The 20,789-nt window shown below is 63.8% G+C and carries 19 protein-coding genes; 11 read left to right on the top strand and 8 right to left on the bottom strand.

Annotated features, from left to right (window positions below):
* Positions 1 to 593 precede the first annotated feature (593 nt).
* Positions 594 to 866: an exopolysaccharide production repressor exox gene (locus FJ956_RS10000; protein WP_140680761.1), complete on the top strand. Its 273-nt coding sequence runs from the start codon at positions 594 to 596 to the stop codon at positions 864 to 866.
* On the opposite strand, the gene FJ956_RS09995 is transcribed toward FJ956_RS10000, so the two are convergent.
* The 6 genes from FJ956_RS09995 to FJ956_RS09970 form a co-directional block, all read right to left on the bottom strand.
* Entirely contained in the window at positions 840 to 2,735 is a 1,896-nt protein-coding gene (locus FJ956_RS09995; RefSeq protein ID WP_140680762.1) for an ABC transporter ATP-binding protein, read from the bottom strand. The two genes, FJ956_RS10000 and FJ956_RS09995, sit on opposite strands and share 27 nt — an antisense overlap.
* Positions 2,736 to 2,743: 8 nt before the next feature.
* Positions 2,744 to 3,724: a serine kinase gene (locus FJ956_RS09990; RefSeq protein ID WP_246672151.1), complete on the bottom strand. Its 981-nt coding sequence runs from the start codon at positions 3,722 to 3,724 to the stop codon at positions 2,744 to 2,746.
* The gene (locus FJ956_RS09985) at positions 3,721 to 5,631 is read right to left on the bottom strand and encodes a lasso peptide isopeptide bond-forming cyclase (RefSeq protein ID WP_140680764.1); all 1,911 of its coding nucleotides are present in this window, start codon (positions 5,629 to 5,631) and stop codon (positions 3,721 to 3,723) included. The genes FJ956_RS09990 and FJ956_RS09985 overlap by 4 nt, the downstream gene beginning before the upstream one ends.
* Positions 5,632 to 5,634: 3 nt before the next feature.
* Positions 5,635 to 6,051 (bottom strand): lasso peptide biosynthesis B2 protein, encoded by a 417-nt coding sequence (locus tag FJ956_RS09980; protein WP_246672152.1) that lies wholly within the window; start codon positions 6,049 to 6,051, stop codon positions 5,635 to 5,637.
* The gene (locus tag FJ956_RS09975) at positions 6,035 to 6,334 is read right to left on the bottom strand and encodes a PqqD family protein (RefSeq protein ID WP_140680766.1); all 300 of its coding nucleotides are present in this window, start codon (positions 6,332 to 6,334) and stop codon (positions 6,035 to 6,037) included. The genes FJ956_RS09980 and FJ956_RS09975 overlap by 17 nt, the downstream gene beginning before the upstream one ends.
* A gap of 155 nt (positions 6,335 to 6,489) precedes the next feature.
* Complete coding sequence (locus FJ956_RS09970; RefSeq protein ID WP_095769314.1) at positions 6,490 to 6,642, bottom strand: lasso RiPP family leader peptide-containing protein; 153 nt, start codon at positions 6,640 to 6,642, stop codon at positions 6,490 to 6,492.
* A gap of 500 nt (positions 6,643 to 7,142) precedes the next feature.
* Here FJ956_RS09970 and FJ956_RS09965 point away from each other — a divergent pair, with 500 nt between their 5' ends.
* The 9 genes from FJ956_RS09965 to FJ956_RS09925 all read left to right on the top strand — a co-directional run bounded on the left by FJ956_RS09965 (position 7,143) and on the right by FJ956_RS09925 (position 16,824).
* On the top strand, positions 7,143 to 8,363 hold the full coding sequence (locus tag FJ956_RS09965) for a nucleotidyltransferase family protein (RefSeq protein WP_140680768.1): 1,221 nt from the start codon (positions 7,143 to 7,145) through the stop codon (positions 8,361 to 8,363).
* A 4-nt stretch (positions 8,364 to 8,367) separates the two neighbouring features.
* The gene (locus tag FJ956_RS09960; protein ID WP_246672153.1) at positions 8,368 to 9,408 is read left to right on the top strand and encodes a glycosyltransferase family 2 protein; all 1,041 of its coding nucleotides are present in this window, start codon (positions 8,368 to 8,370) and stop codon (positions 9,406 to 9,408) included.
* Positions 9,409 to 9,532: 124 nt separating this feature from the next.
* Positions 9,533 to 9,910 (top strand): hypothetical protein, encoded by a 378-nt coding sequence (locus tag FJ956_RS09955; protein ID WP_140680770.1) that lies wholly within the window; start codon positions 9,533 to 9,535, stop codon positions 9,908 to 9,910.
* 130 nt (positions 9,911 to 10,040) lie between these two features.
* Positions 10,041 to 10,925 carry a glycoside hydrolase family 16 protein gene (locus tag FJ956_RS09950; protein WP_140680772.1) on the top strand — a complete coding sequence of 295 codons (885 nt, stop codon included), beginning with the start codon at positions 10,041 to 10,043 and terminating at the stop codon, positions 10,923 to 10,925.
* A gap of 135 nt (positions 10,926 to 11,060) precedes the next feature.
* Positions 11,061 to 12,392, top strand: coding sequence for a UDP-glucose/GDP-mannose dehydrogenase family protein (locus tag FJ956_RS09945; protein WP_140680774.1), 1,332 nt, complete (start codon positions 11,061 to 11,063; stop codon positions 12,390 to 12,392).
* Between the two features lie 90 nt (positions 12,393 to 12,482).
* A complete protein-coding gene (locus FJ956_RS09940; protein ID WP_140680776.1) occupies positions 12,483 to 13,931 on the top strand; it encodes a GMC family oxidoreductase in 1,449 nt (482 codons plus the stop codon).
* An 11-nt stretch (positions 13,932 to 13,942) separates the two neighbouring features.
* The gene (locus FJ956_RS09935) at positions 13,943 to 14,386 is read left to right on the top strand and encodes a hypothetical protein (protein WP_140680778.1); all 444 of its coding nucleotides are present in this window, start codon (positions 13,943 to 13,945) and stop codon (positions 14,384 to 14,386) included.
* A gap of 93 nt (positions 14,387 to 14,479) precedes the next feature.
* Positions 14,480 to 15,700 carry a glycosyltransferase family A protein gene (locus FJ956_RS09930; protein WP_181170285.1) on the top strand — a complete coding sequence of 407 codons (1,221 nt, stop codon included), beginning with the start codon at positions 14,480 to 14,482 and terminating at the stop codon, positions 15,698 to 15,700.
* Between the two features lie 44 nt (positions 15,701 to 15,744).
* Positions 15,745 to 16,824, top strand: coding sequence for a glycosyltransferase (locus FJ956_RS09925; protein ID WP_140680842.1), 1,080 nt, complete (start codon positions 15,745 to 15,747; stop codon positions 16,822 to 16,824).
* 5 nt (positions 16,825 to 16,829) lie between these two features.
* Here FJ956_RS09925 and FJ956_RS09920 read toward each other — a convergent pair whose 3' ends face one another.
* Together FJ956_RS09920 and FJ956_RS09915 are read right to left on the bottom strand one after the other, a co-directional pair.
* Positions 16,830 to 17,852, bottom strand: coding sequence for a phosphoribosyltransferase (locus FJ956_RS09920; RefSeq protein ID WP_140680782.1), 1,023 nt, complete (start codon positions 17,850 to 17,852; stop codon positions 16,830 to 16,832).
* Positions 17,853 to 17,898: 46 nt separating this feature from the next.
* Positions 17,899 to 19,395: a lipopolysaccharide biosynthesis protein gene (locus tag FJ956_RS09915; protein ID WP_140680784.1), complete on the bottom strand. Its 1,497-nt coding sequence runs from the start codon at positions 19,393 to 19,395 to the stop codon at positions 17,899 to 17,901.
* 196 nt (positions 19,396 to 19,591) lie between these two features.
* Here FJ956_RS09915 and FJ956_RS09910 point away from each other — a divergent pair, with 196 nt between their 5' ends.
* Positions 19,592 to 20,767, top strand: coding sequence for a glycosyltransferase family 4 protein (locus FJ956_RS09910; RefSeq protein WP_140680786.1), 1,176 nt, complete (start codon positions 19,592 to 19,594; stop codon positions 20,765 to 20,767).
* The last annotated feature ends 22 nt before the right edge of the window (positions 20,768 to 20,789 follow it).

The following is a 20,789-nucleotide window of genomic DNA, read 5'->3' as shown; positions in this document are numbered from 1 at the left end:
CGTTGAACGGATGGTTTACGGCAAGATATCAAAAAAATGCTGCAGCGCAACACACAATTTCCCATCGGGCTGAAATGTTCACGTCATGAATTGACCAAATAATAAACCTGCCCTGCCCAAATTTTCACCTTTGTGGCACGTTTATGACAAGGTGAGAGCAAACCAGGAAAATGTAGTCTGCCTTTTGGGCCATTTTTGGACAGTGCATTCTTTGCTGCAGAAGAAACGCGGTTGCGCGCCGTCGGAAGCACTCGCCATGGTAAGTTATTCAGATAAAATACTAATCAAAGTGGCGAATTTTACTGAAGCGGCAGACGGCTAATTGAATAGCTGCCGGAGCCAGAGTGTGCGACGCAGCATGGCAGAGTCGATCTCGTAAAATCGTTGGAAACCATACCTGCACGGCCTTGCTCCGGCGAACCCGCCTTAATAGAGTCGCAAATTGTTCCTGTCATAGTCTGCATGGGTAAGGAAGGCCGGAAGCAACCGGTCGGATAGGGCAGCCAGAAAAAGCTCTTTGGCGCAACGGGGAGTTACGCGGGTGGGTAAGTCGCAGCTTCTGCATGCTCGTCTCGGTTGAGAGGCCGGCGAACATGTCTCTGCCAAAATTCATCGTCGGGATGATCTTCGCGCTCGCGATCGTCATCGGCTGGTCTTATTTCGATGGCGCGTCGCCGGGCGCCATCCTCCTTCGCGCCGTCGTCTGTGCCGTCATCATCCAGGCCGGCTATTTCCTCCTGGTCTTTGCCATGATCGGCGGAACCACGCCGACATCGGCCGACAAGGCCCGCGAGGCCGACCGCGGCACGATCCTGAACAAGGTCGCCGACGGTGAAAAGCTAAGCGCCAGACGCAGCCTCCACTGAACGTTCGACCGGCGCCGGGACCAGTCCCGTCTCGACCGATGACGCACCCTCGCGCTCGGCCTGCTCGCCGGACAGCATCCTGGCAAGGCGGCTGCCGGCCTTTGCCTTCAGCCGCCGATATTGTCCGACCTCGACGATGCGTCCGTTCTCGATGGCCACCACCCAGTCGGCGAAGGCGATCATCGACGGCCGGTGCGCGATGGTCAAAATCGTCATTTGGCCACGCAGCGCCTCGATCGATTGGGCGATCAGCGACTGATTCTGCCAGTCGAGCGCGCTCGTCGCCTCGTCGAGGATGAGCAGCGAGGGCTTGCGCAGCAGCGCCCGCGCCAAGGCGATGCGCTGCCGCTCGCCGCCGGAAAGCCGGACGCCGCGGTCGCCCACCACCGTCTCCAGCCGCAATGCCAGACGCTCCGCGAATTCGGCCGCATGGGCGTTGCGTAAGGCCGCCCATAGTTCTTCGTCGCTGGCCGCAGGCGCGGCAAGGCGCAGATTGGCGGCGATCGTGTCATGCAGCAGGAACACGTCCTGCGGCACATAGGCGACCCGATCGCGCCAGGCCCTGCGATTTTGCGCCGTGATCTCGACGCCGTCGGCCAGGATGCGTCCCGCGGTCGGTTCGAGCAAGCCGAGCAGCATGTCGGCGATCGTGCTCTTGCCGGAACCGGAAGGGCCGATCAGCGCCGTCACCTTGCCGGCCGGCAGGCCGAAGGTGATATCGTCGACCACCGGCTTGCCGTCGCCTTCGCCATAGGCGAACGCCACATCGCGGATGTTGAGGCCGGTCTCGAGCGACAGTTTTGCCCCTTGTTCGGCCATGCTTTCTTCCGGCTCGCGCTCGGCATCGAAGCGGGCCTGGAGGCTTTTCATCGAAGCGTAGGCCGGCAGGTTGATCAGCACCTGCTGGGTCTGGAGCTGCATGTCCATGAAGCGCGGCGCGACCCGCATGAAGACCAGGAGCAGCACGACGATCTCGGCCAGCGACAGGTGGAAACGGACCAGCGCGACATAGATGAAGAGGCTGAGTCCAATCACGCTCGTAACCTGGAACAGGGCGGTGCCGAGCGAGCTGTTGCGGACGAAGGCGATGTTGTCGGTCTTCATCTTGTCCAGCGTCGCGCCGAGCTCGGCAAAGTAGCTTGCCTCGACATTCAGGCTCTTGGCGACCTTGATGCCGCCGAGGAACTCGGAGACCGTGCGGTACTGATCCTGGCGATTGCCGGTCAGGGTGCGGCCATAGGCGCTGGCGCGCGCCCTGAACGGCTGCAGCGCAATCAGCAGCACCAGGCCGATGAAAATGGCGAAGGACGTCATCACCGGCGAGATGAACATCGAGACGACGAGATAGCCGGCCAGGAGCAGTGTGGCCTGGGTCAGCATCAGCAGCGAGAAGGCCGCCACCTGCACCCGGTCGACATCGCCGTTCAGCGCATGGTCGAGATCGGAGCCGCGGATGCGGGTGAAAACGCCCCAGCGCGCCCTGCCGATGCTCTCGAAGAGGTTCATGCGCACGCGGTTGACGAAGTCGTAGAGCAGCCGCGCCATGTAGACCGACTTGAAGCGGTTGAATGTCGCTTGCAGCGCCACCAGCGCGACGAGCAGGCAGAGCACGGTCGCGAGCGACAGCGTTCCGCCGGGCACTAGCCGATGCAAGGCCTCCGGCACCCGCACCGCGTAGTCCTGGTCGGGCTTGCCGATCAGGCGCAGAAGCGGCACGAGCAGCAGGATCGAGATGCCTTCGGTGAGACTGCCCAGGATCAGGAAGACAAGCGCCGTCGCCGTGCGCCGTCCGCCGATATGCGCCATCATGGCGCCGAAACCGGCGATGTCCCGGAAAAGCGACAGGCGAAACTTCGAGGACCAGCCCATGCCCTGGCTTACCTTGTCCCGGACGCCAGGTCGGCTTCGATCGCGGCGACCGCTTCATCGATCCGGGCGAGTCCGGCCGGCACTTCGAGGCGGCTGACGCCGATCCGGCCGGCGACCTGCGCGCATTGGCTAAGATGCGCGGCGGCAAGATCGCCGGGCAGCGCCTGCCGGCCGAACCGCGTGACATAGGAGAATTTGATGATCGCCGGCAACGCGGCGGCGCCGGTCAATGGCGAGATCGCCGCCCGCCCGCCGCGCTCGAGCACATAGATGCGCGATACCGGCACCGCCTCGGCGGCAAATCCGTCATGCAGCCGATGCTGCGCCTTGTCGATCTGCGGATGCACCTGCGGACGCACCTCCGCCTGCTCGAGGCGAATGGCGCCGGCCGCGTCCGCCGCGAGCTTGAGCTGCGGAAATCCGGGCAGGATCATCGGCCGGTAAGGATCGGACAGATCCAGCGCCACGACGTCGTCGGTGAGCAGGCGGTGGCCGGCGCGGATCATCGCGCCCGCCGTCGTCGATTTGCCGGCGCCCTTGTCGCCCATGAAGATCACGCTCCTGCCGCCGACGGCAATGGCGCTGGCATGCAGGACGAGCAGCCCGCGCCGATGCAGGGCAAGCGCCATCACCGGCCCGAGCAGCGGAAAGGCGAGCAGCGGATCGTCGATCCCCGGCGCCGGATCGACATCGATCCGGCTGGCGTCGCTGATCATGAAGGTGCCGACCGCCTGCCAGGAAAGATATTGGCGCGTCGCCTCGAACCGGAACGCCGCGACGCCCCGCGATGCGCCGTCGGGAAAGTCGACCGGCCTGATAGCGATCTCGAGGTCGGGTGTCGCCGGCGCCGTCGGCTCCAGTTCCGGCAAGGCCACGTCCGAGCTGACGATCAACCCGTAGGCCTTGTAGAAATGGCGGACGCGTCCGCCCGGCGCCGTCGTCTCGGTGGCTGGCTCGGGCCGCGCAAGGGAAGCGCTCAGGAGATTCATGCGGGGCTTCCTTGGACTTGCCGTAGCCACAGCGACAGCGAAACCGAGCGCCAGACATGCTGGACGTCGGGCAGCGTCGCCTGCTCGGGCTGACGCAGCATGCGCTCATAGACCGCGTTCACTTCGGGGAGGTTGACATAGGGCGCGATCCGCTCGCTATCCGATATCAAAAGCTTGTCCAGAAGCTCGCGGTGCTTGCCGAGCATGCCCTTGACCAGGTTGGCGGTGAAATCGATCTTGTCGCGCCGCCATTGCACCGCCGGCGGCAGGACACCTTGCATCGCGCGTCGCAGCACATGGCGGCCAAAACCGTTCTTGAGCTTTTCCTCGCCGGGCAGCGCCAGGCAGAATTCGACGAGCGGCTTGTCCCAGAACGGATACCGCGGCTCGACGCCGAAATTGGCGGCGGCCTTGTCGAGCACTTCGAAGGCGTGCGGCACCAGCCCGGTGGACAGGAGCCAGCGATGCGTCAGCGCTTCGCTGGCGCTCACGGCGGCGGGCATGTACCCGCTGCGATGAAAGCGCTCGGCAAGATCGGTGCGCCTGGCAAGGTCCGGATTGACCAAGCCCGCCCAGGCGCGCGGTGCCGATGCCGGCCTCTGCCGCACCTTGCCGACAAGGCGTCGGGCCATCGATCGCATCCGGGCGATCCGCCAGGCCGGTCCGTAGATGGTCAGGAACTTGAAATAGAGGGAGAGCATGCCCTCGCCATAGGTGTTCGCGGCGCTGTGCAGTTCGCGCCACAACTCGAGCCACCGGCCGGCATTGGCGAGTTCGTGAAGGTATCCATGGCCCTGCGAGACGACCTCGTCGCCGCCATGTCCATCGAGAAGCACTTTGACGCCCTTTGCGCCCGCCGTCCGGTAAAGGCCGCGCGTCAAGGACAGGCCGGGCGCCAGGAACGTGCCTTCCTGCTCCTCCAGTATGCGCTCGAACTCGGCGAAGGGCGCGTAATTGCTCACCGCAATCAACGTGGCGTCGAGCGGATTGTCGTCGAGAACCGCATCGATGAACGGCTTCTCGTCCATCGACGAGCCCTTGTCGAAAACCAGCGAGAAGGTCTTGAGCTTCGGGCCGCGCTTCGCCGCCGCCCTGAGGCCCGCGAGACAAGCGATGGAGGAGGAGTCGAGCCCGCCGCTCAGCATGGCGCCGACGGCCGGCGTGCCGCGCATCCGGTTCTCCACCGATTGCGCGAAGAGATGCCTGAATTCCTCGGCCGCGTCCGAGCGCGGCGGCCGTTGCGACGGCTCGATCTGCCAGTAGCGCCGCAGCACCACCTGGCGGCCTGCGACCGTCATGCTGTGCCGTGCCGGCAGGCGGAAGATCTCGGCGTAGGGCGTGGCCTGCGGATCGTCCGGCAGGCCGGCAAGGAAGCCGGAAATCTGGTGCTCGCTGAGGCGCCTGCCGATGCCGTCCAGCGCAAGGATCGGCCCGATCTCCGAGGCGAACGCGAAGCGCCTGCCGGTCGAATGGTAGTAGAAAGGTTTGACGCCGAAATGGTCGCGCGCGCAAAACAGCGCCTGGCGCTCGCCGTCCCATATGGCGAAGGCGAAATCGCCCTGCAGATAGGTCGGGCAGGCCTCGCCCCATTTGAGATAGGCGCGCATGATGAGCACCGCGTCGGCGATCGACCGGTCGCGCATGCCGAGCCGGGCCAGAAGCTCGTCGCGATTGTCCAGCCGGCAGTCGGCGGTGATGGCGAGCTTGCCGCCAGCCATCGTCAGCGGGCCGGGACCATCCTCGCCGGTCGTGTCGAGCCAGGCGTGGCCGAGCGCCACGCTGCCCTCCGTCCACCACGAGTTGCCGTCGCGGGCGCGGTGGCGCATGCGCGAAAGCATCTGCTGGATATCGCCGGCCCCGGCGGGCCGGCCATTGTCGCTGAGCGCGATTCCAGCGACGCCGCTCATCGCTCACGACCCATGGTCGACCAGATGGGCAAATCCTTCGATCGAGCCGCCAAGCACGATGTGGTTGCCGCTCATCAGCCAGGCATGCGCCTTGAGCTCGCTGCCTGTTCCTTTCTCGATGCCGATGCTGATCTTCGAGGCGCTGCCCTGGCGGGCGAGCAGATATTGTCCGGCCAGCGCCTGGGTGAGGCAACTGGCGCCCGGCACGAGCCGCGCCGCGGCGGCGACGCCCCACGCGACACGCCGCAGGTCGGCGATGCTGGCGTCGCGTCCGGCGTCCAGCCGCGTCACCAGACTGCGGACACGGTTGTAGGAAGACAACGTCAACGCGAGCCGTACCGCGCTCACCACTGTCAGGCAGCGCGCCAGAAACAGCATTTCCTGGCCGCTCAGCGAGCGGAGCCTAGACCAGTTCCTCACTGTGGAGCCTCGCAAGCCCTGCTTCGCTCAGCCCCTTGAGCAAGCCCTCGACATCGGCCTTGCAGCGTTCGGCATCGACATTGTAGCGCGCAAGCACGGCGCTGCGGATATCGAGGATCGATCGCGGCTCCTGGATCTGCTCCCAGATGAAGGCGCCGACGCCGTTCAGGCTGTAATAGACATTGGATTTCAGGTGGAGCAGCGCCAGTCCGGCGCCGAATTCACAAGCCACCGCCTCGTTGGTCGCGACGACGCGGTCATGGTCCGAAGGGTTCCAGTGCATCCTAAAACCTCGTTGCTGGCCCGTCGCGCCCTATGCTCCCACCGGGGATCGGTTGCCTGCGATCCTCGGCAGGAAGCCGGGGGACAAAAGCCCCCCGGCTCACCTGTTGGAGAGCATCCGGAGCCCCAACTCAGACACCCGGATACCTGTAAGCCTTACGAGAAAGTCAGCTCGCCGACCGGCGTGTGCGCGGGAAAGCTCGCGTCGAGCGCCGTCGTGCCTGCACCGCCCTGCGTGATAGTTTCAATCGAACCGTGAACTGTCAGGCTGGGGGTTTCATACTCATGCTTTTCAACATTCTGTTCCATTGTACTCTCCAATTAAGGACTGGAAGCGGCTGCAGAATGCCGCCAACATATCGCTATGCTGCAGCGCAATTGCTGCATGGCAACATCCATGAGTCAAGCCTGATTTACCAAGCATTAATCAATTCTTGGTTGCGCTCGCATCCATTGGTAATCAAGGCGTAGGCAGCGTCATCCTAAACCTCACCCATCCAGGAATTCAACCGTAGGTCCTTGCCGTTTAGATAAGCATTTGATTTATCTACGATAATTTTTGAGGCGAAAAAGACATCTCGCAATTGCGAAGAAATTGCCGCGAAAAATCGTCATTTTTCGGCCTGGCGGAACGTCCCCGGAGTTGTCTTCAAAAGTGATTGAACGTGTAGCGATTTTAAACGCTGGGGTTGCGGTCAGGAGGCGACCTCAGCCGCTTTTGGCATGATCGCGTCAATTTTTCCGATGCTTTCCTTCGCAGTTGCGGTATAAACCGCCCGGGCGGCATTTTGCGGAGAACGACATCGGGCATGGCGGTGCATGATGGCTCCTATGACAGGCTGCGCGCCGCCGGCTGCGCCGATGAGGTCGCCTATGTTCAGGCATGCCTGAGGCTGTTTTTCGCGCCGGGCGTCAATGCCATCGACACCCAAGCCGATACGCCTGCTCCGGCGATCCCGGCGGCCCCAACGATCTCGGCAGCCAATGTTGCCGACATCGCCAGGTTGAACAAGGTCGCCGTCTTCCTGCTCAAGGCGCTCGCGCGCACGCCCACAGGTGCTGCGCCGGCGGAGTTGTCTGCCTGGCTCGACGGCTACCGCCGGCGCACCATGTCGATGAATGCCGCCTGCATCGGCGATTCGATGGCCATCGATCGCGTGCTGCGCGAGAGCCAGGTCGATTTCGTCTTCCTCAAGGGGCCGCTCCAGCAGCATCTGCTCTATGGCGACCACTTCATGAAGCCATCCGGCGACGTTGACATACTGGTCGCGCCGACCGGTTTCGCCAAGGCCCGCGATGCGTTGCGCACGATGGGCTATGAGGTTGCCGGCAAGTCGCGCTCGGTCTGGTGGGTGCGCTTCCTCGGTGAGCAGCACATGGTGCGCGAAGACGGCACGAGGGCATCGACGGTCGACCTCCACCACCGGCTCCAGCAGCCCGGGTCGCCCAGCCCGCGCGACATCGACGGCTTCCTGCGCCGCAAGCGCGAAGTCGAGGTGGCCGGCGCCGCCATGCCGATCATCTCGGCGGCCGACACCTTGCTTTTATCCGCGATCAGCGTCGCCAAGGCCTTTTTCAACCGCGAGCCCTGCGCCGGCTATGTCTGCGACGTCAGGGCCAGCGCCAGCCGTCTGAGCGAAGCCGAGCAGCGGATGGTTCTCGACCACGCCGCCGAGCAGGGCCTGGCGGACACGCTGCTCTTGGGGTTGCGTGCCGCCGACGTGCTGCTCGGCGCCGCCGGCACGCTGCTTTCGGATCGCGCCGCCCGCATTCTGGCACGCATCGACAACGCCGATCTCTTCCACATGGTGGTCGCGCCCTGGCTGGCGTCGCTGCGCTGGCCGCAGCGCCGCCATGTGCTGTGGGAGCTCTGCGGCCGCGAGCCGGTCCGTTACCTGGCTGAAGCCGGCTGGGCTGCCTCCGCCGACCTCAGCCGGCGCATCTTCGAGCGCCCGGCCACGATTGAGCCGGCGCGGAGCGAAATGATCAAAATCGTGGGCGGGGCGGCCACTCATGCAAGCGAAAGGTGAGCCCATGCCCGTGACGACGCCTGTGACGAGCCCGATGGCGGCCTTGGGGGTCTGCGTCATCATCGCCGCCCGCAATGCGGCGCGCACGATCCCCGCCGCCATCGCTTCGGCGCTGCGCGAGACGGAAGTCGCGGAAGTCGTCGTGGTCGACGACGCTTCCACCGACGACACCCGCGACGTGGCTTTGGCCGCCGACGACGGCAGCGGCCGGCTTGCCGTCGTCCGCTTCGACGTCAATCGCGGTCCTTCCGCCGCGCGCAACGCCGCTATCCAGGCTTCCAAATCGCCTTTCATCAGCATTCTCGACGCCGACGATTTCTTCCTCGAAGGCCGCTTCCGCCGGCTTTTCGCCAGCGCCGACTGGGATTTCGCGGCCGACAACATCATGCTGATCCGCGACGATGCCGCGACCGACTTTGCCAAGGTCGCCGCGCCGCCTTTCGCGGCCGATCCGGAATTTCTCGATTTCGAGCGCTTCATCGACGGCAACATCTCGCGCCGCCGCGTCCTGCGCGGCGAGCTCGGTTTCCTGAAGCCGGTAATCAGCCGGGCTTTTCTCGAACGGCATGGGCTGGCTTACGATGAAAGCTTGCGTCTTGGCGAAGACTACGAGCTCTATGCGCGCGCCGTCGCCCGCGGGGCGCGCTTCAAGGTCATCAAGTCCTGCGGCTATGGCGCGATCGTCCGCGCCGATTCGCTGAGCGGTCGCCATCGAACGCAGGATCTGAAGCGTCTTGCCGATGCCGACCTAGCGCTGCTAGCGCTCGACAACCTTCCGGAGCGCTCGAAGGCCGCGTTGCGGCGCCACGAGCGCCATGTCCGCGACAAATACCGGTTGCGCAATTTCCTCGACGTGAAAGCCGAGCGTGGGCTGGCGTCGGCCGCGGCTTACGCCTTCGCCAGCCAGTCGAATCTGATCCCGATCGTGCGCGGCGTCGCCACCGACAAACTCGACGCGCTGTTCCGCCGCACCGGGATTGCTGCAAAGCAACAAATACCGCCGACGCGCTTCCTGATGGCGGCGACGAGCGCCGCAAACGAATGATCCCGCATCACGCCGCAAGCCGTCATCCCTCAAAAAATCCGCATTCGCAAAACTATGATGTTGCCTAGTCGCCGCGGTAGTGGCAGTCTATGCTGCAATGCAGCAATTTCGAAAGGCCGATAGGATGGCTTCGATTTTTGGCTTCAGATCCCGGGATCCGGCTCGCGACCGGCAGACCGATCTCCAGCGTCTCGACCGGCTGGCGAAGCTGTTCGACCAGATCGCTGCCGAGATCGAGGCGGAGAAGACCGGGCTGGAGAATCGCTACAGGTCGACGGCCGCCAACGCGGCCTTTCTGGTCGAGGCGATGGAGAATGGTTCGGTGTCGACCAGCAAGGACTCGGATGTCAGCGCGATGACGAATTCGATCCTGAACTGCGAGCGGCGCATTGCGGAGCTCGTTCGCCAGAAAGGCCTGGTGAAGGAACTGCGTCATTCGCTCGATGCGATCGTCGAGGATGGTGCCGATCAGTCTGCACCGCAGTCCGCGGCAAGAGGCTGACGGCGCCTTCAGGTGTCGTCATCGGTACGAGACATTAGAGGAGTTCAAGAGGGCAGAGGATCGGAAGCGGCTCGCTCGCGCGCGCCAAGGAAGACTTTGGGTTGGGCGGACAACACAAGGTGAGTTTGTTATGAACGCAGATTCCAGCAACACCTCCACCATGGCGGTGTGCGATAAGTCGCATACGCCCGGGAATGGACTAAACAGCCTGCGGCTCGGCGTGGTCGGCGCCCTGCTCGCGATCGCAGCGACCCTTGCGGCAAGCCCGCATCCGGCGCACGCGCAAGGGGCGCAACAGGAGCTGCAAAGCGCGCCGTCCTTCGTCGACAATTTCTCCAATTTCGACCGGTCCCGCTGGTTCGTCTCGGACGGCTGGACCAACGGCGCCCATCAGAATTGCACCTGGTCGAAGGATCTCGTGCGGCTTTCCGACGGCGTGCTGTCGCTGGGCTTCGAAAAGCGCAAGCTGAAGGACCGCGATTTCGCCTGCGCCGAGATCCAGACCAAGCAGCGCTACGGCTACGGTGTCTATGAGGCGCGCATGAAGACCGGCACCGGCTCAGGCCTCAACGCCGCCTTCTTCTCCTATATCGGTCCGCAGGACAAACAGCCCTGGGACGAGATCGACTTCGAGGTCCTCACCAAGGATCCGTCGAAGGTGCAGGTCAACAGCTACATCCAGGGCAAGCCGAAGAACGGCAAGCTTGTCGACGTCGAAGGCGGCGCCGACAAGGGCTTCAACGACTATGGCTTCGTATGGGAGAAGGACCGGCTGCGCTGGTATGTCAACGGCAAGCTCGTCCATGAGGTGACCAGCCCCGACGAGTTGCCGACGCACTCGCAGAAAATCTTTTTCAGCCTCTGGGGCAGCGACAAGCTGGCCAACTGGATGGGCGCCTTCGTCGATCCCGGCAGCAAGGTGACCATGGAGGTCAAGCGCGTCGCCTTCACCGCTTTGGGCCAGCCATGTCAGTTCCCGGAATCGCTGGCATGCAGCATAAGTAACAGCAACTAGGCATGATCCCGAAGAGTGGGAACCGGTTTTCGGATTAAGATCATGCCGAACCCAACCAGGCCGTTGGGCCTGAGGGACATCTGAACCGGCCGGACCACCTTTTGTGGCCCGGCCTTTGACAGGAATAGAACCAAAATGAATTTGACGGTGTTTGGGATTGGCTATGTCGGTCTCGTCCAGGCCGCTGTGCTTGCCGAGGTCGGCCACGAGGTGGTGTGCGTCGATATCGACGAGAAGAAGGTGGAGCGGCTCAACCAGGGCTTGATCCCGATTTTCGAACCGGGCCTGGAAGCCCTCGTCAAGGAAAACCACGCGGCCGGCCGCATCCGCTTCACCACCGATGCGGCAGCGGCGGTCAGGCATGGCCAGATCCAGATGATCGCGGTCGGCACGCCGCCGGGCGAGGATGGCTCGGCCGATCTGAAATATGTGCTGGCGGTCGCCGAGACCATCGGTCGCGAGATGGACAGCGCCAAGATCGTCGTCGGCAAGTCGACCGTGCCGGTCGGCACCTGCGAAAAGGTGAAGGCCAGGATCGCCGAAACGTTGAAGAAGCGCGGCCGCGAGGATCTCGCCTTCGACGTCGCCTCGAACCCCGAATTCCTCAAGGAAGGCTCGGCGGTCGCTGACTGCATGAAGCCGGACCGCATCATCGTCGGCACCTCCAGCGAGGACACCGAGATGGTGATGCGCGAGCTCTACACGCCGTTCAACCGCAACCACGAGAAGATGATCGTGATGGATGTGCGCAGCGCCGAATTCACCAAATACGCCGCCAACTGCATGCTGGCGACCAAGATCAGCTTCATGAACGAGATGGCCAATCTCGCCGAGCAGCTGGGCGCCGACATCGAGGAGGTGCGCAAGGGCATCGGCTCGGATCCGCGCATCGGCTACCACTTCATCTATCCCGGCCTGGGCTATGGCGGTTCCTGCTTCCCGAAGGACGTGCGCGCGCTGATCAAGACCGCCGAGGGCGTCAAGTTCGACGCCAAGCTGCTGCGCGCCGTCGAGGAGCGCAACAATGCGCAAAAGTCGGTCCTGTTCGACAAGGTCAACCACTATTTCAAGGGCGCGCTCAGGGGCAAGACCTTCGCCGTCTGGGGGCTGGCCTTCAAGCCCAACACCGACGACATGCGCGAGGCGCCGTCGCGCACGCTGATGGAAGCGCTGTGGGCGGCCGGCGCCAAGGTTCAGGCGTACGATCCCGAGGCGATGCAGGAGTGCCAGGCGATCTACGGCCTGCGCGACGATCTGCTGCTGTGCGGCACCAAGGAAGCCGCGCTGCGCGGCGCCGACGCGCTGTTGATCTGCACCGAATGGAAGAGCTTCCGCGCGCCGTCCTTCGACGCGCTCAAGGATGCGCTGACGACGCCGGTCATCTTCGACGGCCGCAATCTCTACGATCCCAAGGTGATCGCGCGCTACGGTATCGAATATTTCTCGATCGGCAGGATGGCGGCATGACGATGGCCGCAGGCCTCGAGGACGACCGCCGCCGCGAACGACAACGGGGCCGACAATGATCATGCGCGTAGAGCGGGAGGGTTCGATTTGATGGTGCTCGACGTTCGGCCAGAACAAATCGCCAGCGAGCATTTCGATCTCGTCGTCATCGGATCCGGCTTCGGGTCGTCCTTCTTCCTGCACGAGTTCCTGAAGCGGCGCAAAGCCCGCGTCCTGGTGCTGGAATGGGGCCGCCACAACACGCATGAGTGGCAGCTCAGCCAGAACGCCAACACCGACATCGACGACGAAACCACCTACAAGACCGACAATGCCGACAAGCCGTGGAACTACACGATCGGTCTTGGCGGCGGCACCAATTGCTGGTTCGCGCAGACGCCGCGTTTCCATCCCAACGACTTCAGGCTGAAGAGCACCTACGGCGTCGGCAACGACTGGCCGATCAGCTATGACGATCTCGAGCCATTTTACGGCGACGCCGAGGAGATCATGTCGATCTCCGGCGATCCCGACATGGCGCGGATGTTGCCGCGCTCGCGGCCGTTCCCGCAGCCGCCGCATCGCATGTCGACGCCCGACCGCATGATGAAGGCGGCGCAGCCGGATCAGCATTTCGTCATGCCGACCGCCCGGGCGCGCGTGGCGACCTCGCAGCGCGCCTCATGCTGCGCCAATCTCAGATGCTGGCTGTGTCCGGCGGACGCCAAGTTCACCGTCAACAACGGACTGATGCATGTGTTCCAGCATCCGGACGTCTCGGTCTGTCTCGGCGCCGAGGTGCGCCGGTTCGACCATGCCGGCGGTGCGGTCCGCTCCGTCACCTTCGTCCAGAGGGGCAAGGAATATTCGGTCGGCGGCGATCTCTTCATCCTCGGCGCCAATGCCATACAGAGCCCCGCGATCATGCTGCGCTCCGGACTTGACGGCGAGTTCGTCGGCTTGGGCCTGCACGAATCCTATGGCTGGAATTACGAAGCCTATCTCGGCGGCGTCGACAATTTCGACGGCTCGACCATCACCACCGGCCTCAATTTCGGCCTCTATGACGGGCCGCACCGGGCCGAGCATGCGGCGGCGCTCGTCTATTTCGAGAACCGCTGGCAGCACGGCATGCGCGCCGAGAAGGGCAGGCTGCGGCAGGTGCTGCCGCTGGTCATCGTCACCGAGAACCTGCTCGATCCGGAAAACCGCGTCGTGCTCGACAAGGACGAGAACGCCTTCGTGACCTTCAGGGGCGCGTCGGACTACGCCACCAAGGGCATGGCGAAAGCGCTGGAAAGGTTGCCGGAACTGCTCAAGCCGCTGCCGATCGAGCAGATTTTCGATCGCGGAATAAGGCCGACCGAATCGCATGTGCAGGGCACGCTGCGCATGGGCACGGGCCCGGCCGATTCCGTGGTCGACCGCGACATGATCCACCACCAGCTCAGGAACCTCGTGATCGTCGGCACCAGCACCTATCCGAGCTGTTCCTGCGCCAATCCAAGCCTGACCGCGGCTGCCCTGTCCTTGCGGGCGGCGGCTAAGCTGGCGGCATGAGGGAGGGATCGATGAAGATCACGCGACGCACCGCACTGGCCATCGTCGCCGGCGGCATTGCCTCCACCGGCATCGCGGCCGCCGCCATCTCGTCCTTATCGGACGAGGATCTGGTTCGCGTCACGCTCGAGAAATATTTCGGGCCGCTCAACATGCGCATCGAGCACCTGCAGCAATTCGTGCTCGAATTCCAGAACCGCAACCCGTGGATATTCCCGAGCGCCAAGGTTGCGGACGTGGTGACGCTGGCCGAAACGGTGAAGCTCGGCAAGGCGCGCGAGCTGCTGCCCCAGGACAAGCGGAGCGACCTCCGCCATTTCGACCGCTGGGTCATCGCCGAGTTCCACATGCTGACCGATTATGCCTGGCGCAGCTCGCCCGACGATCCGATCCGCTTCACCGGCTGGCATCCATGCACCAATCCGTTCGCCAATCTGGAGCCGCAGAATGCGTAAGGCAGGCGGAACAGAAGCTCTTTGTTTTCACGCAATTCCGGACGGAAAACCGTCTCACACTTTTCCTGGAATTGCTCTAGCATGAGGTCATCAATGGTTGCACCGCGCAAACCGACGGTCACCGTCATCGTTCCCACCTTCAACCGCGAGAAGTTCCTGCCCGAAGCCATCGCCAGCCTGCTCCAGCAGACCGTGGTGCCGGATCAGATCCTGATCGTGGACGACGGCTCGACCGACAACACCGGCGCGGTGGCGGCCTCTTTCCCCGCGCCGGTGGAATATTACCGCAAGGAGAACGGTGGCAAATCGACGGCGCTGAACTTCGCCCTGAAGCACTGCACGGGAGATTTCGTCTGGATATTCGACGACGACGACGTCGCGCACCCGACGGCGCTCGAACGGTTTCTAGCCGCCTTCGAGCGGGAGCCAGCCGCCGATTTCGCTTTCGGCGAATATGCGCGTTTCCAGCGCTCGGCCCAGATCGAGGATCGGAACTACGAAATCGTCGCCTTCGGCCACGTCGGCCAGGACAATTTTTTCCCGTCGCATCTCGAATATTGCCACGTCCACCAGCCGGGTCTGCTGGTGCGCCGCAGATGCTACGACGAGGTTGGAGGCTTCAACGAGACCCTTGTCCGGTCGCAGGACTACGAGATGATGCTGAGGCTCGCGCGCCGGTTCAAGGCCGTCAGGGTCGACGGCCTGATGTTCTTCCAGCGCCAGCACGACATGGTCCGCGGCAGCACCAAGGTCGTGATTTCCTATACCGACCGGATCAAGGCCTGGGGCTCGTACGACCGGGTGATCATGGAAGAGGTCTACAAGTCGGTCGATCTGCATGAGTATCTCGACCGCTCGGAGCAGGCCTTGCCGAAGACGGCCGGTCTCGAGATGCAGGCGCTGCTGCAGCGTTCGAGCATCATGGCCAGGAAGGGTCTATGGCACCACGCGGCCGAAGACATCCGCCGCTATGCCCTGCTTGCCGAACGAGCCGGAAAGACCTCGCTCAGCGACAAGGAACGCGCCATCGTGCGGCGGACATTCGAAGCCTACGATACAGGCCTGGCATCCGCCCCCGCCGACGAATTCGTCTCGGCGGTGAAGGCATGGAAGTCGGGAGCGCTGAAGGCCGACATCGTCAGGGAATACATGCATTCGTTTCCCCACTACCTGGCGCAGGACTTGAAGGCGGGAAAGGTGATCCCGGCATCGAAGCTGTTGCGGGAGTACTCGACGCTGTCGCTCTCCGCCTCGGTCAGCCGCCTGTGTCAGGCAATGACTTCGAAGCTTCCATTGGCGCGCAGCGCAAGCTGATCAGCGCGCATGCTCATCCGCCGGGCCGGATTAGGAGTCGAATGATGAAAGTGCTTTTTGCAAGCGGCAACGGATACATTCCCGAGTTCACCGGCGGCGTGCAATCCAACACCCACCATCTGGTCGAGCAGCTGATCGAGCACGGCCACCAGGCATCGGTCCTCGCCTCGCTGTTCGGCGACGGCATGTTCGGCCTCAAGGCGCGCGCCAAGATGAAGCTGTTGCGGCAGCCGGCGGTTGTTGACAATTTCCCCGGCTATCCGGTGATGCGCGCCTGGTACCCCTGGGAGGCGGCCGGCTTCGCCGTCGGGAAAACCAGACCCGACGTCGCCGTCGTGCAGTGCCACAAGTCCGTCCTGCTCGGAAAGGCGCTTCTGGCGGAGGGAGTGCCGCTGGTCGTCTATCTCCACAATGTCGAGTTTCACGAACTCGCCGGCGATCCGCGCGAGCTCGGTTCGGCTATATACATCGCCAATTCCGAGTTCACGGCGCGCACCTACAAGGAAAAATTCGGCATCGAGTCCATCGTTCTTCCGCCGACCATCAACGAAGCGCTCTATTGCACGCACACGACCGGCGAATTCGTCACCATGATCAATCCCTATGAGGAGAAGGGTTTCGACCTTGCGGTCAAGATTGCGGCCGCCTGTCCGGAGATTCCGTTCCTGTTCGTGGAAAGCTGGAAGCTGGACGACGACCATCGCGCCCGCATCGAGAAGACCATCGCGCCGCTCTCGAACGTTACGCTCGAGAACCGCACCAACGACATGAAGACGGTCTATGGCCGCACCAGGATCCTGCTTGCCCCGAGCAAATGGGAAGAAGCCTGGGGCCGCGTCGCGTCCGAGGCGCATTGCAGCGGCATCCCCGTCGTCGGATCGAGGCGCGGCGGCCTGCCCGAAGCCATCGGGCCCGGCGGCGTGGTGCTCGACTATGACGCTCCGGTCGCCGACTGGGCCGCGGCGGTGCGGCGCCTGTGGAACGATCGCCAGGAATATGAACGGCTTTCAGCTGCGGCTATCGCCTTCTCCAAACGCCCGGAGCTCGACCCCGCGCGGCAATTGGTGGTGTTTCTCGATCTTCTCGACAAGGCGGCCCGGCAGGGCGTCCGCCGCGCCGCGTAGTGCCCTTATGCCGGGCGCTTCACCCGGTTCTTCAGCGCCTGGTAGCCGCGCTCGCCGAGCAGTGCCCGGGCGGTCGCCTTGACGGCCTGCTTGCGTCCGTCGAGTGAATTGATTTGTCTCAGCCGCGCCGGCAGGTTGCGCGCCGCCTGCTGCAGCGCCGGCAGCGACATCGGATCGGGCAAGCTCACCATGTTGGTTTCGACGCACAGCACCGGCTTGCCGGAGAGCCTCGCGATCCTCTGCGCCTGCTCGTGCTCGCTCTCGATGAACAGGATGGCGTCCGACTTGCGGTAGAATTCGGCCTTGAAGCTGCCATGCGCGCCGAGCCGCTGCCGCTCGGCCTTGTTGGGCAGGTCGAGCATGATGAGATGATCGTATTTGATGTCGCGGCTGGCGAGCCATGCCTCGGTCAGCTTGCGGTATTTCTCCAACCGGCTCGTCACCAGCCAGCCGATCTTACGGGTCGGCCCGAGCAGAGGCCGCGCCTCGGCCAGGAATTTCTCGTAGGCCGGGCCGTCGTCGTTTTCTTCCTCGGTCGGATCGAGGCAAAGCACGCCGTCGATGTCGACGCAGCACTGCTCGAGGAAGACATGGTGCATGAAATTCCACTGGAACATCCTGGGATGCGGCACGGCCTCGAAGACCATGTCGGTCTCCTCGTGCTGCAGCGACAGCCCGAACACGGCGGCGAAGATGAAATCGCCCTCGATGCCGCTGGCCGCGACCTTCTCGCGCGCATCGCGCATCGCGGTGCCGCCGATGATGCTGTCGTCGATCACTAGGATCTTGCGCATCTCGGAAGCCTGCCGGTCGAGGCCCGCCCAGCGTTTCGTGATGCCCGACGTGTAGATCCTGCCGGCCAGGAAACTGTCGAGATCGGTCATCGGGATGTTCGCGATCAGGCTGACCATGGTGCCGGCGAGGATGCCGCTCCTCGGCACGCCGACGACCAGGTCGATGTCGCGCGGCAGCCGGTGCAGGTTGCGCACGATCGCGTCGTTCATGTCTGAAATCGATCGGTAGTTCATGCGATCATCCCTGTCCTGAAGTCAGCATTTCGCGAGCAGGCCGGGCTCATTTGGCCCCGCTCGGGGCTGCGAGGACCCCTCGTGCCGGGATCAGCCGCAAGGCCTCGCGAAGCGCTTCGCGGCCGGCGCCGAAGGCAAGCGCGATAAGAATGGTGGCGAGATAGGAGAGCGCCGCGCCGGCGGCCAGCGCGACGATAGGCGGCGCCTGCAGCATCGGTTTGGCGAGCCAGACCAGGCCGAACGCCAGATGCGCGCCAAGCACGAAAGGCAATGCCGCGTGAAGCACATGGCTGGCCTTGAGCGGTCCGTGCCTGCCGACATAGAGCCACAGGAAGGGCGTGCGCATATACTCGCTGACCGCGTAAGCGACCGCGACGCCGAGCGCGCCGTAGGGAAGGCCGATGGCGAAGGCCAGCACCGAGGTCACCGCGGTGACGATGCCCCAGCGCATGAAGTCGCCCGAACGGCCCTGGCTTACGAACAGCCATCCCGCGGGGTTGTTGAGCGGCTGCAGCAATCCGGCAAAGCCCAGCGCCAGGAAGATCGGCGCGCTTCCCCGCCATTGCTCGCCGAGCACAAAGGGAATGAGCGTGTCCGACATGGCGGTGGCGAAGGCGACACCCGGTAGCGCGACCAGAAGGATCAGCGGCATGACGCGCAGATAGGCGCTGCGGTAGCGGTCCGGCTCGTCCTTCAATCGCGACAATGCCGGCACCATCACCTTCGCCAGCGGGTTGGTGATCTGGCTGAGCGGGAAGAGCAAGAGCTTGTAGGCGCGGTCATAGAGGCCGAGCTGCGCCTCGCCCCAGTATTTGCCGATCAGCACATTGTCGAGGTTGCGGGCGAAGAAATTGGCGAAATTGAAGCCGGTGATGCCGGCGCCGAAATTGATCAGCGCGCCGATACCGTCGACCTTGCGCGGCAGGCTGGGACGCCAGCGCGAAAAATACCAGTAGCACAAGGTCGGCAGCACCGCGCTCGCCAGTGTGCCGGCGAACAGCGCCCAATAGGAGCGATCGATGAAGGTCCAGGCGATCGAGACAACGACGCCGACGATGGCGCTGGCTATGTCGATGACGGCCAGCCGCGTGAACTCCATGCGGCGCGTCAACAGCGCCACATGCTGGGCTCCCAGGCCATAGGCTATGATCTGCAGGCCGAAGGCGGCGACGAGGCCTGTCACACGCGGCTCGCCATAGAAGGTGGCGACCAGCGGCGCCGAAGCCGCGAGCACGCAGGCGAGCAGCGCGCTCACCGCCACGTTGATCCAGAACAGGTAGTTGACCTCATCGTGGCGGATGCCGGTCTTCTGGATCGTCGCCTGGGTCAGGCCGAAATCCTGGAACAGCGCGATGAAGGCAAGCACCGGTGCGCACATCGCCACGACGCCGAAATCCTGCGGCGACAAAAGCCGTGACAGCACGATGACGGAAATGATCTGCGTCGCCACCCGCACGCCTTGCGCGATCGCGGTGACGACCGCGCCGCGCCCGACCGATTTGCGCAGAGAGCCCTCAGGCGGATCGAATGCACTGGTTTCCAAATTCAGGATCCCTGATCTTGCATCGGTCCGACATCGTCGCGACCGGCGCCCGCCGCCATGCATAAGCTACCGCAATACGTTTTTGCAGTGCAACAAAAAATGTGCGGGTGCTTGCCTATGCCGCACCAAAATTGTTGCGATGCAGCAAAAGCTGTACTAGCATCCCCGATGGGTGGGCCAACAGCGGTCGAGTTACATGCTGCATGTCTTGTACCTTGTGCATGACGTATCCGACCCGGCGGTGCGCCGGAGGGTTCAGATGCTCAAGGCAGGCGGCGCCAGGGTCACCTTGGCGGGCTTCCGCCGCACCACCAGTCCGGTCGCCGAAATCGAGGGTGTCGAGCCTGTCGACCTTGGCGCGACGCGGGACGGCCGATTCGCGCAGCGCATCGGCGCGGTCGCCAAGGCAGCCGTATCGATCGGCGCGAAATTGGGCGCCGTGTCCAGGCCCGATCTCATCATCGCGCGCAACCTCGAAATGCTGGCGTTGGCCCGCCGCGCCAATGGCTCGCTCGGAGCGAGCGTGCCGATCGTCTATGAATGCCTCGATATCCACCGTCTGGTGCTGCGCGACGATTTCGTCGGCAGGACGCTGCGGGGCGCCGAACGTCATCTCGCCCGCGACGTGAAGCTTCTGGTGACGAGCTCGCCGGCCTTCATCGCCAATTATTTCGAGCCGTTCGGGCAGATCGTCGCACCTGTCGAGCTGATCGAGAACAAATATTTCGAGGCGGCATCCGTTGTCGCCGCGCATTCTTTCGGGGACGACAGCCCGGCGACGCCGCCCTGGCGCATCGGCTGGTTCGGCGCGCTGCGCTGTCGTCGCTCGCTGGAGCTGCTGGCCGATTTCACCCGCCGCCAGGCGGGGCGTTTCGAGGTCGTGCTGAGAGGCCGCCCGGCGCTGTCCGAATTCCCGGACTTTCACGGTTTCGTCGAGGCCGAGCCCTGGCTTTCGTTCGAGGGACCTTACCGCAATCCGGAGGACATGGCGGCAATCTATGGGCAAGTGCATTTCTCCTGGGCGATCGATTTCTTCGAAGCCGGCCAGAATTCCGAATGGCTGCTTCCCAACCGCCTCTACGAGGGCTGCCGCTTCGGCGCCGTGCCGATCTCGATGGCGGACACCGAAACGGGAAGATTCCTGAAACGGCAGGACATTGGCGTTCTCCTGTCCGAGGCGACGCCCGAAGCCGTCGAGGCGATGCTCGGCCGGATGGATCAGGATCGATATCGCGGTCTGAAGTCGCGCGTGTTGGCGCGCAACCCCAGAACCTGGAGCTACGACCGCAGCGATTGCGCGGCCTTCGTCGACAAGCTGCGCGGCCTTGCCGCAATGCCTTCAAATTTTGCGACGACGGAGGCGGCGGCGTGATGGCAGGGGACTCACAAGAGCC

This window comes from Mesorhizobium sp. B2-4-3, assembly GCF_006442815.1.
GTDB lineage: Bacteria > Pseudomonadota > Alphaproteobacteria > Rhizobiales > Rhizobiaceae > Mesorhizobium.
Note: the sequence above shows the minus strand (reverse complement) of the source record. Positions and strands in the feature narration are given on the sequence as shown.

Bases quoted from the DNA above. Each gene is read 5' to 3' on its own strand.
- FJ956_RS09920 (WP_140680782.1), bottom strand. From the start codon at position 17,852: ATGAACTACCGATCGATTTCAGACATGAACGACGCGATCGTGCGCAAC.
- FJ956_RS09945 (WP_140680774.1), top strand. From the start codon at position 11,061: ATGAATTTGACGGTGTTTGGGATTGGCTATGTCGGTCTCGTCCAGGCC.
- FJ956_RS09965 (WP_140680768.1), top strand. From the start codon at position 7,143: ATGGCGGTGCATGATGGCTCCTATGACAGGCTGCGCGCCGCCGGCTGC.
- FJ956_RS09975 (WP_140680766.1), bottom strand. From the start codon at position 6,334: ATGCACTGGAACCCTTCGGACCATGACCGCGTCGTCGCGACCAACGAG.
- FJ956_RS09930 (WP_181170285.1), top strand. From the start codon at position 14,480: ATGGTTGCACCGCGCAAACCGACGGTCACCGTCATCGTTCCCACCTTC.
- FJ956_RS09970 (WP_095769314.1), bottom strand. From the start codon at position 6,642: ATGGAACAGAATGTTGAAAAGCATGAGTATGAAACCCCCAGCCTGACA.
- FJ956_RS09955 (WP_140680770.1), top strand. From the start codon at position 9,533: ATGGCTTCGATTTTTGGCTTCAGATCCCGGGATCCGGCTCGCGACCGG.
- FJ956_RS09950 (WP_140680772.1), top strand. From the start codon at position 10,041: ATGAACGCAGATTCCAGCAACACCTCCACCATGGCGGTGTGCGATAAG.
- FJ956_RS09940 (WP_140680776.1), top strand. From the start codon at position 12,483: ATGGTGCTCGACGTTCGGCCAGAACAAATCGCCAGCGAGCATTTCGAT.
- FJ956_RS09960 (WP_246672153.1), top strand. From the start codon at position 8,368: ATGCCCGTGACGACGCCTGTGACGAGCCCGATGGCGGCCTTGGGGGTC.
- FJ956_RS09910 (WP_140680786.1), top strand. From the start codon at position 19,592: ATGCTGCATGTCTTGTACCTTGTGCATGACGTATCCGACCCGGCGGTG.
- FJ956_RS09990 (WP_246672151.1), bottom strand. From the start codon at position 3,724: ATGAATCTCCTGAGCGCTTCCCTTGCGCGGCCCGAGCCAGCCACCGAG.
- FJ956_RS09985 (WP_140680764.1), bottom strand. From the start codon at position 5,631: ATGAGCGGCGTCGCTGGAATCGCGCTCAGCGACAATGGCCGGCCCGCC.
- FJ956_RS09995 (WP_140680762.1), bottom strand. From the start codon at position 2,735: ATGGGCTGGTCCTCGAAGTTTCGCCTGTCGCTTTTCCGGGACATCGCC.
- FJ956_RS09935 (WP_140680778.1), top strand. From the start codon at position 13,943: ATGAAGATCACGCGACGCACCGCACTGGCCATCGTCGCCGGCGGCATT.
- FJ956_RS09925 (WP_140680842.1), top strand. From the start codon at position 15,745: ATGAAAGTGCTTTTTGCAAGCGGCAACGGATACATTCCCGAGTTCACC.
- FJ956_RS10000 (WP_140680761.1), top strand. From the start codon at position 594: ATGTCTCTGCCAAAATTCATCGTCGGGATGATCTTCGCGCTCGCGATC.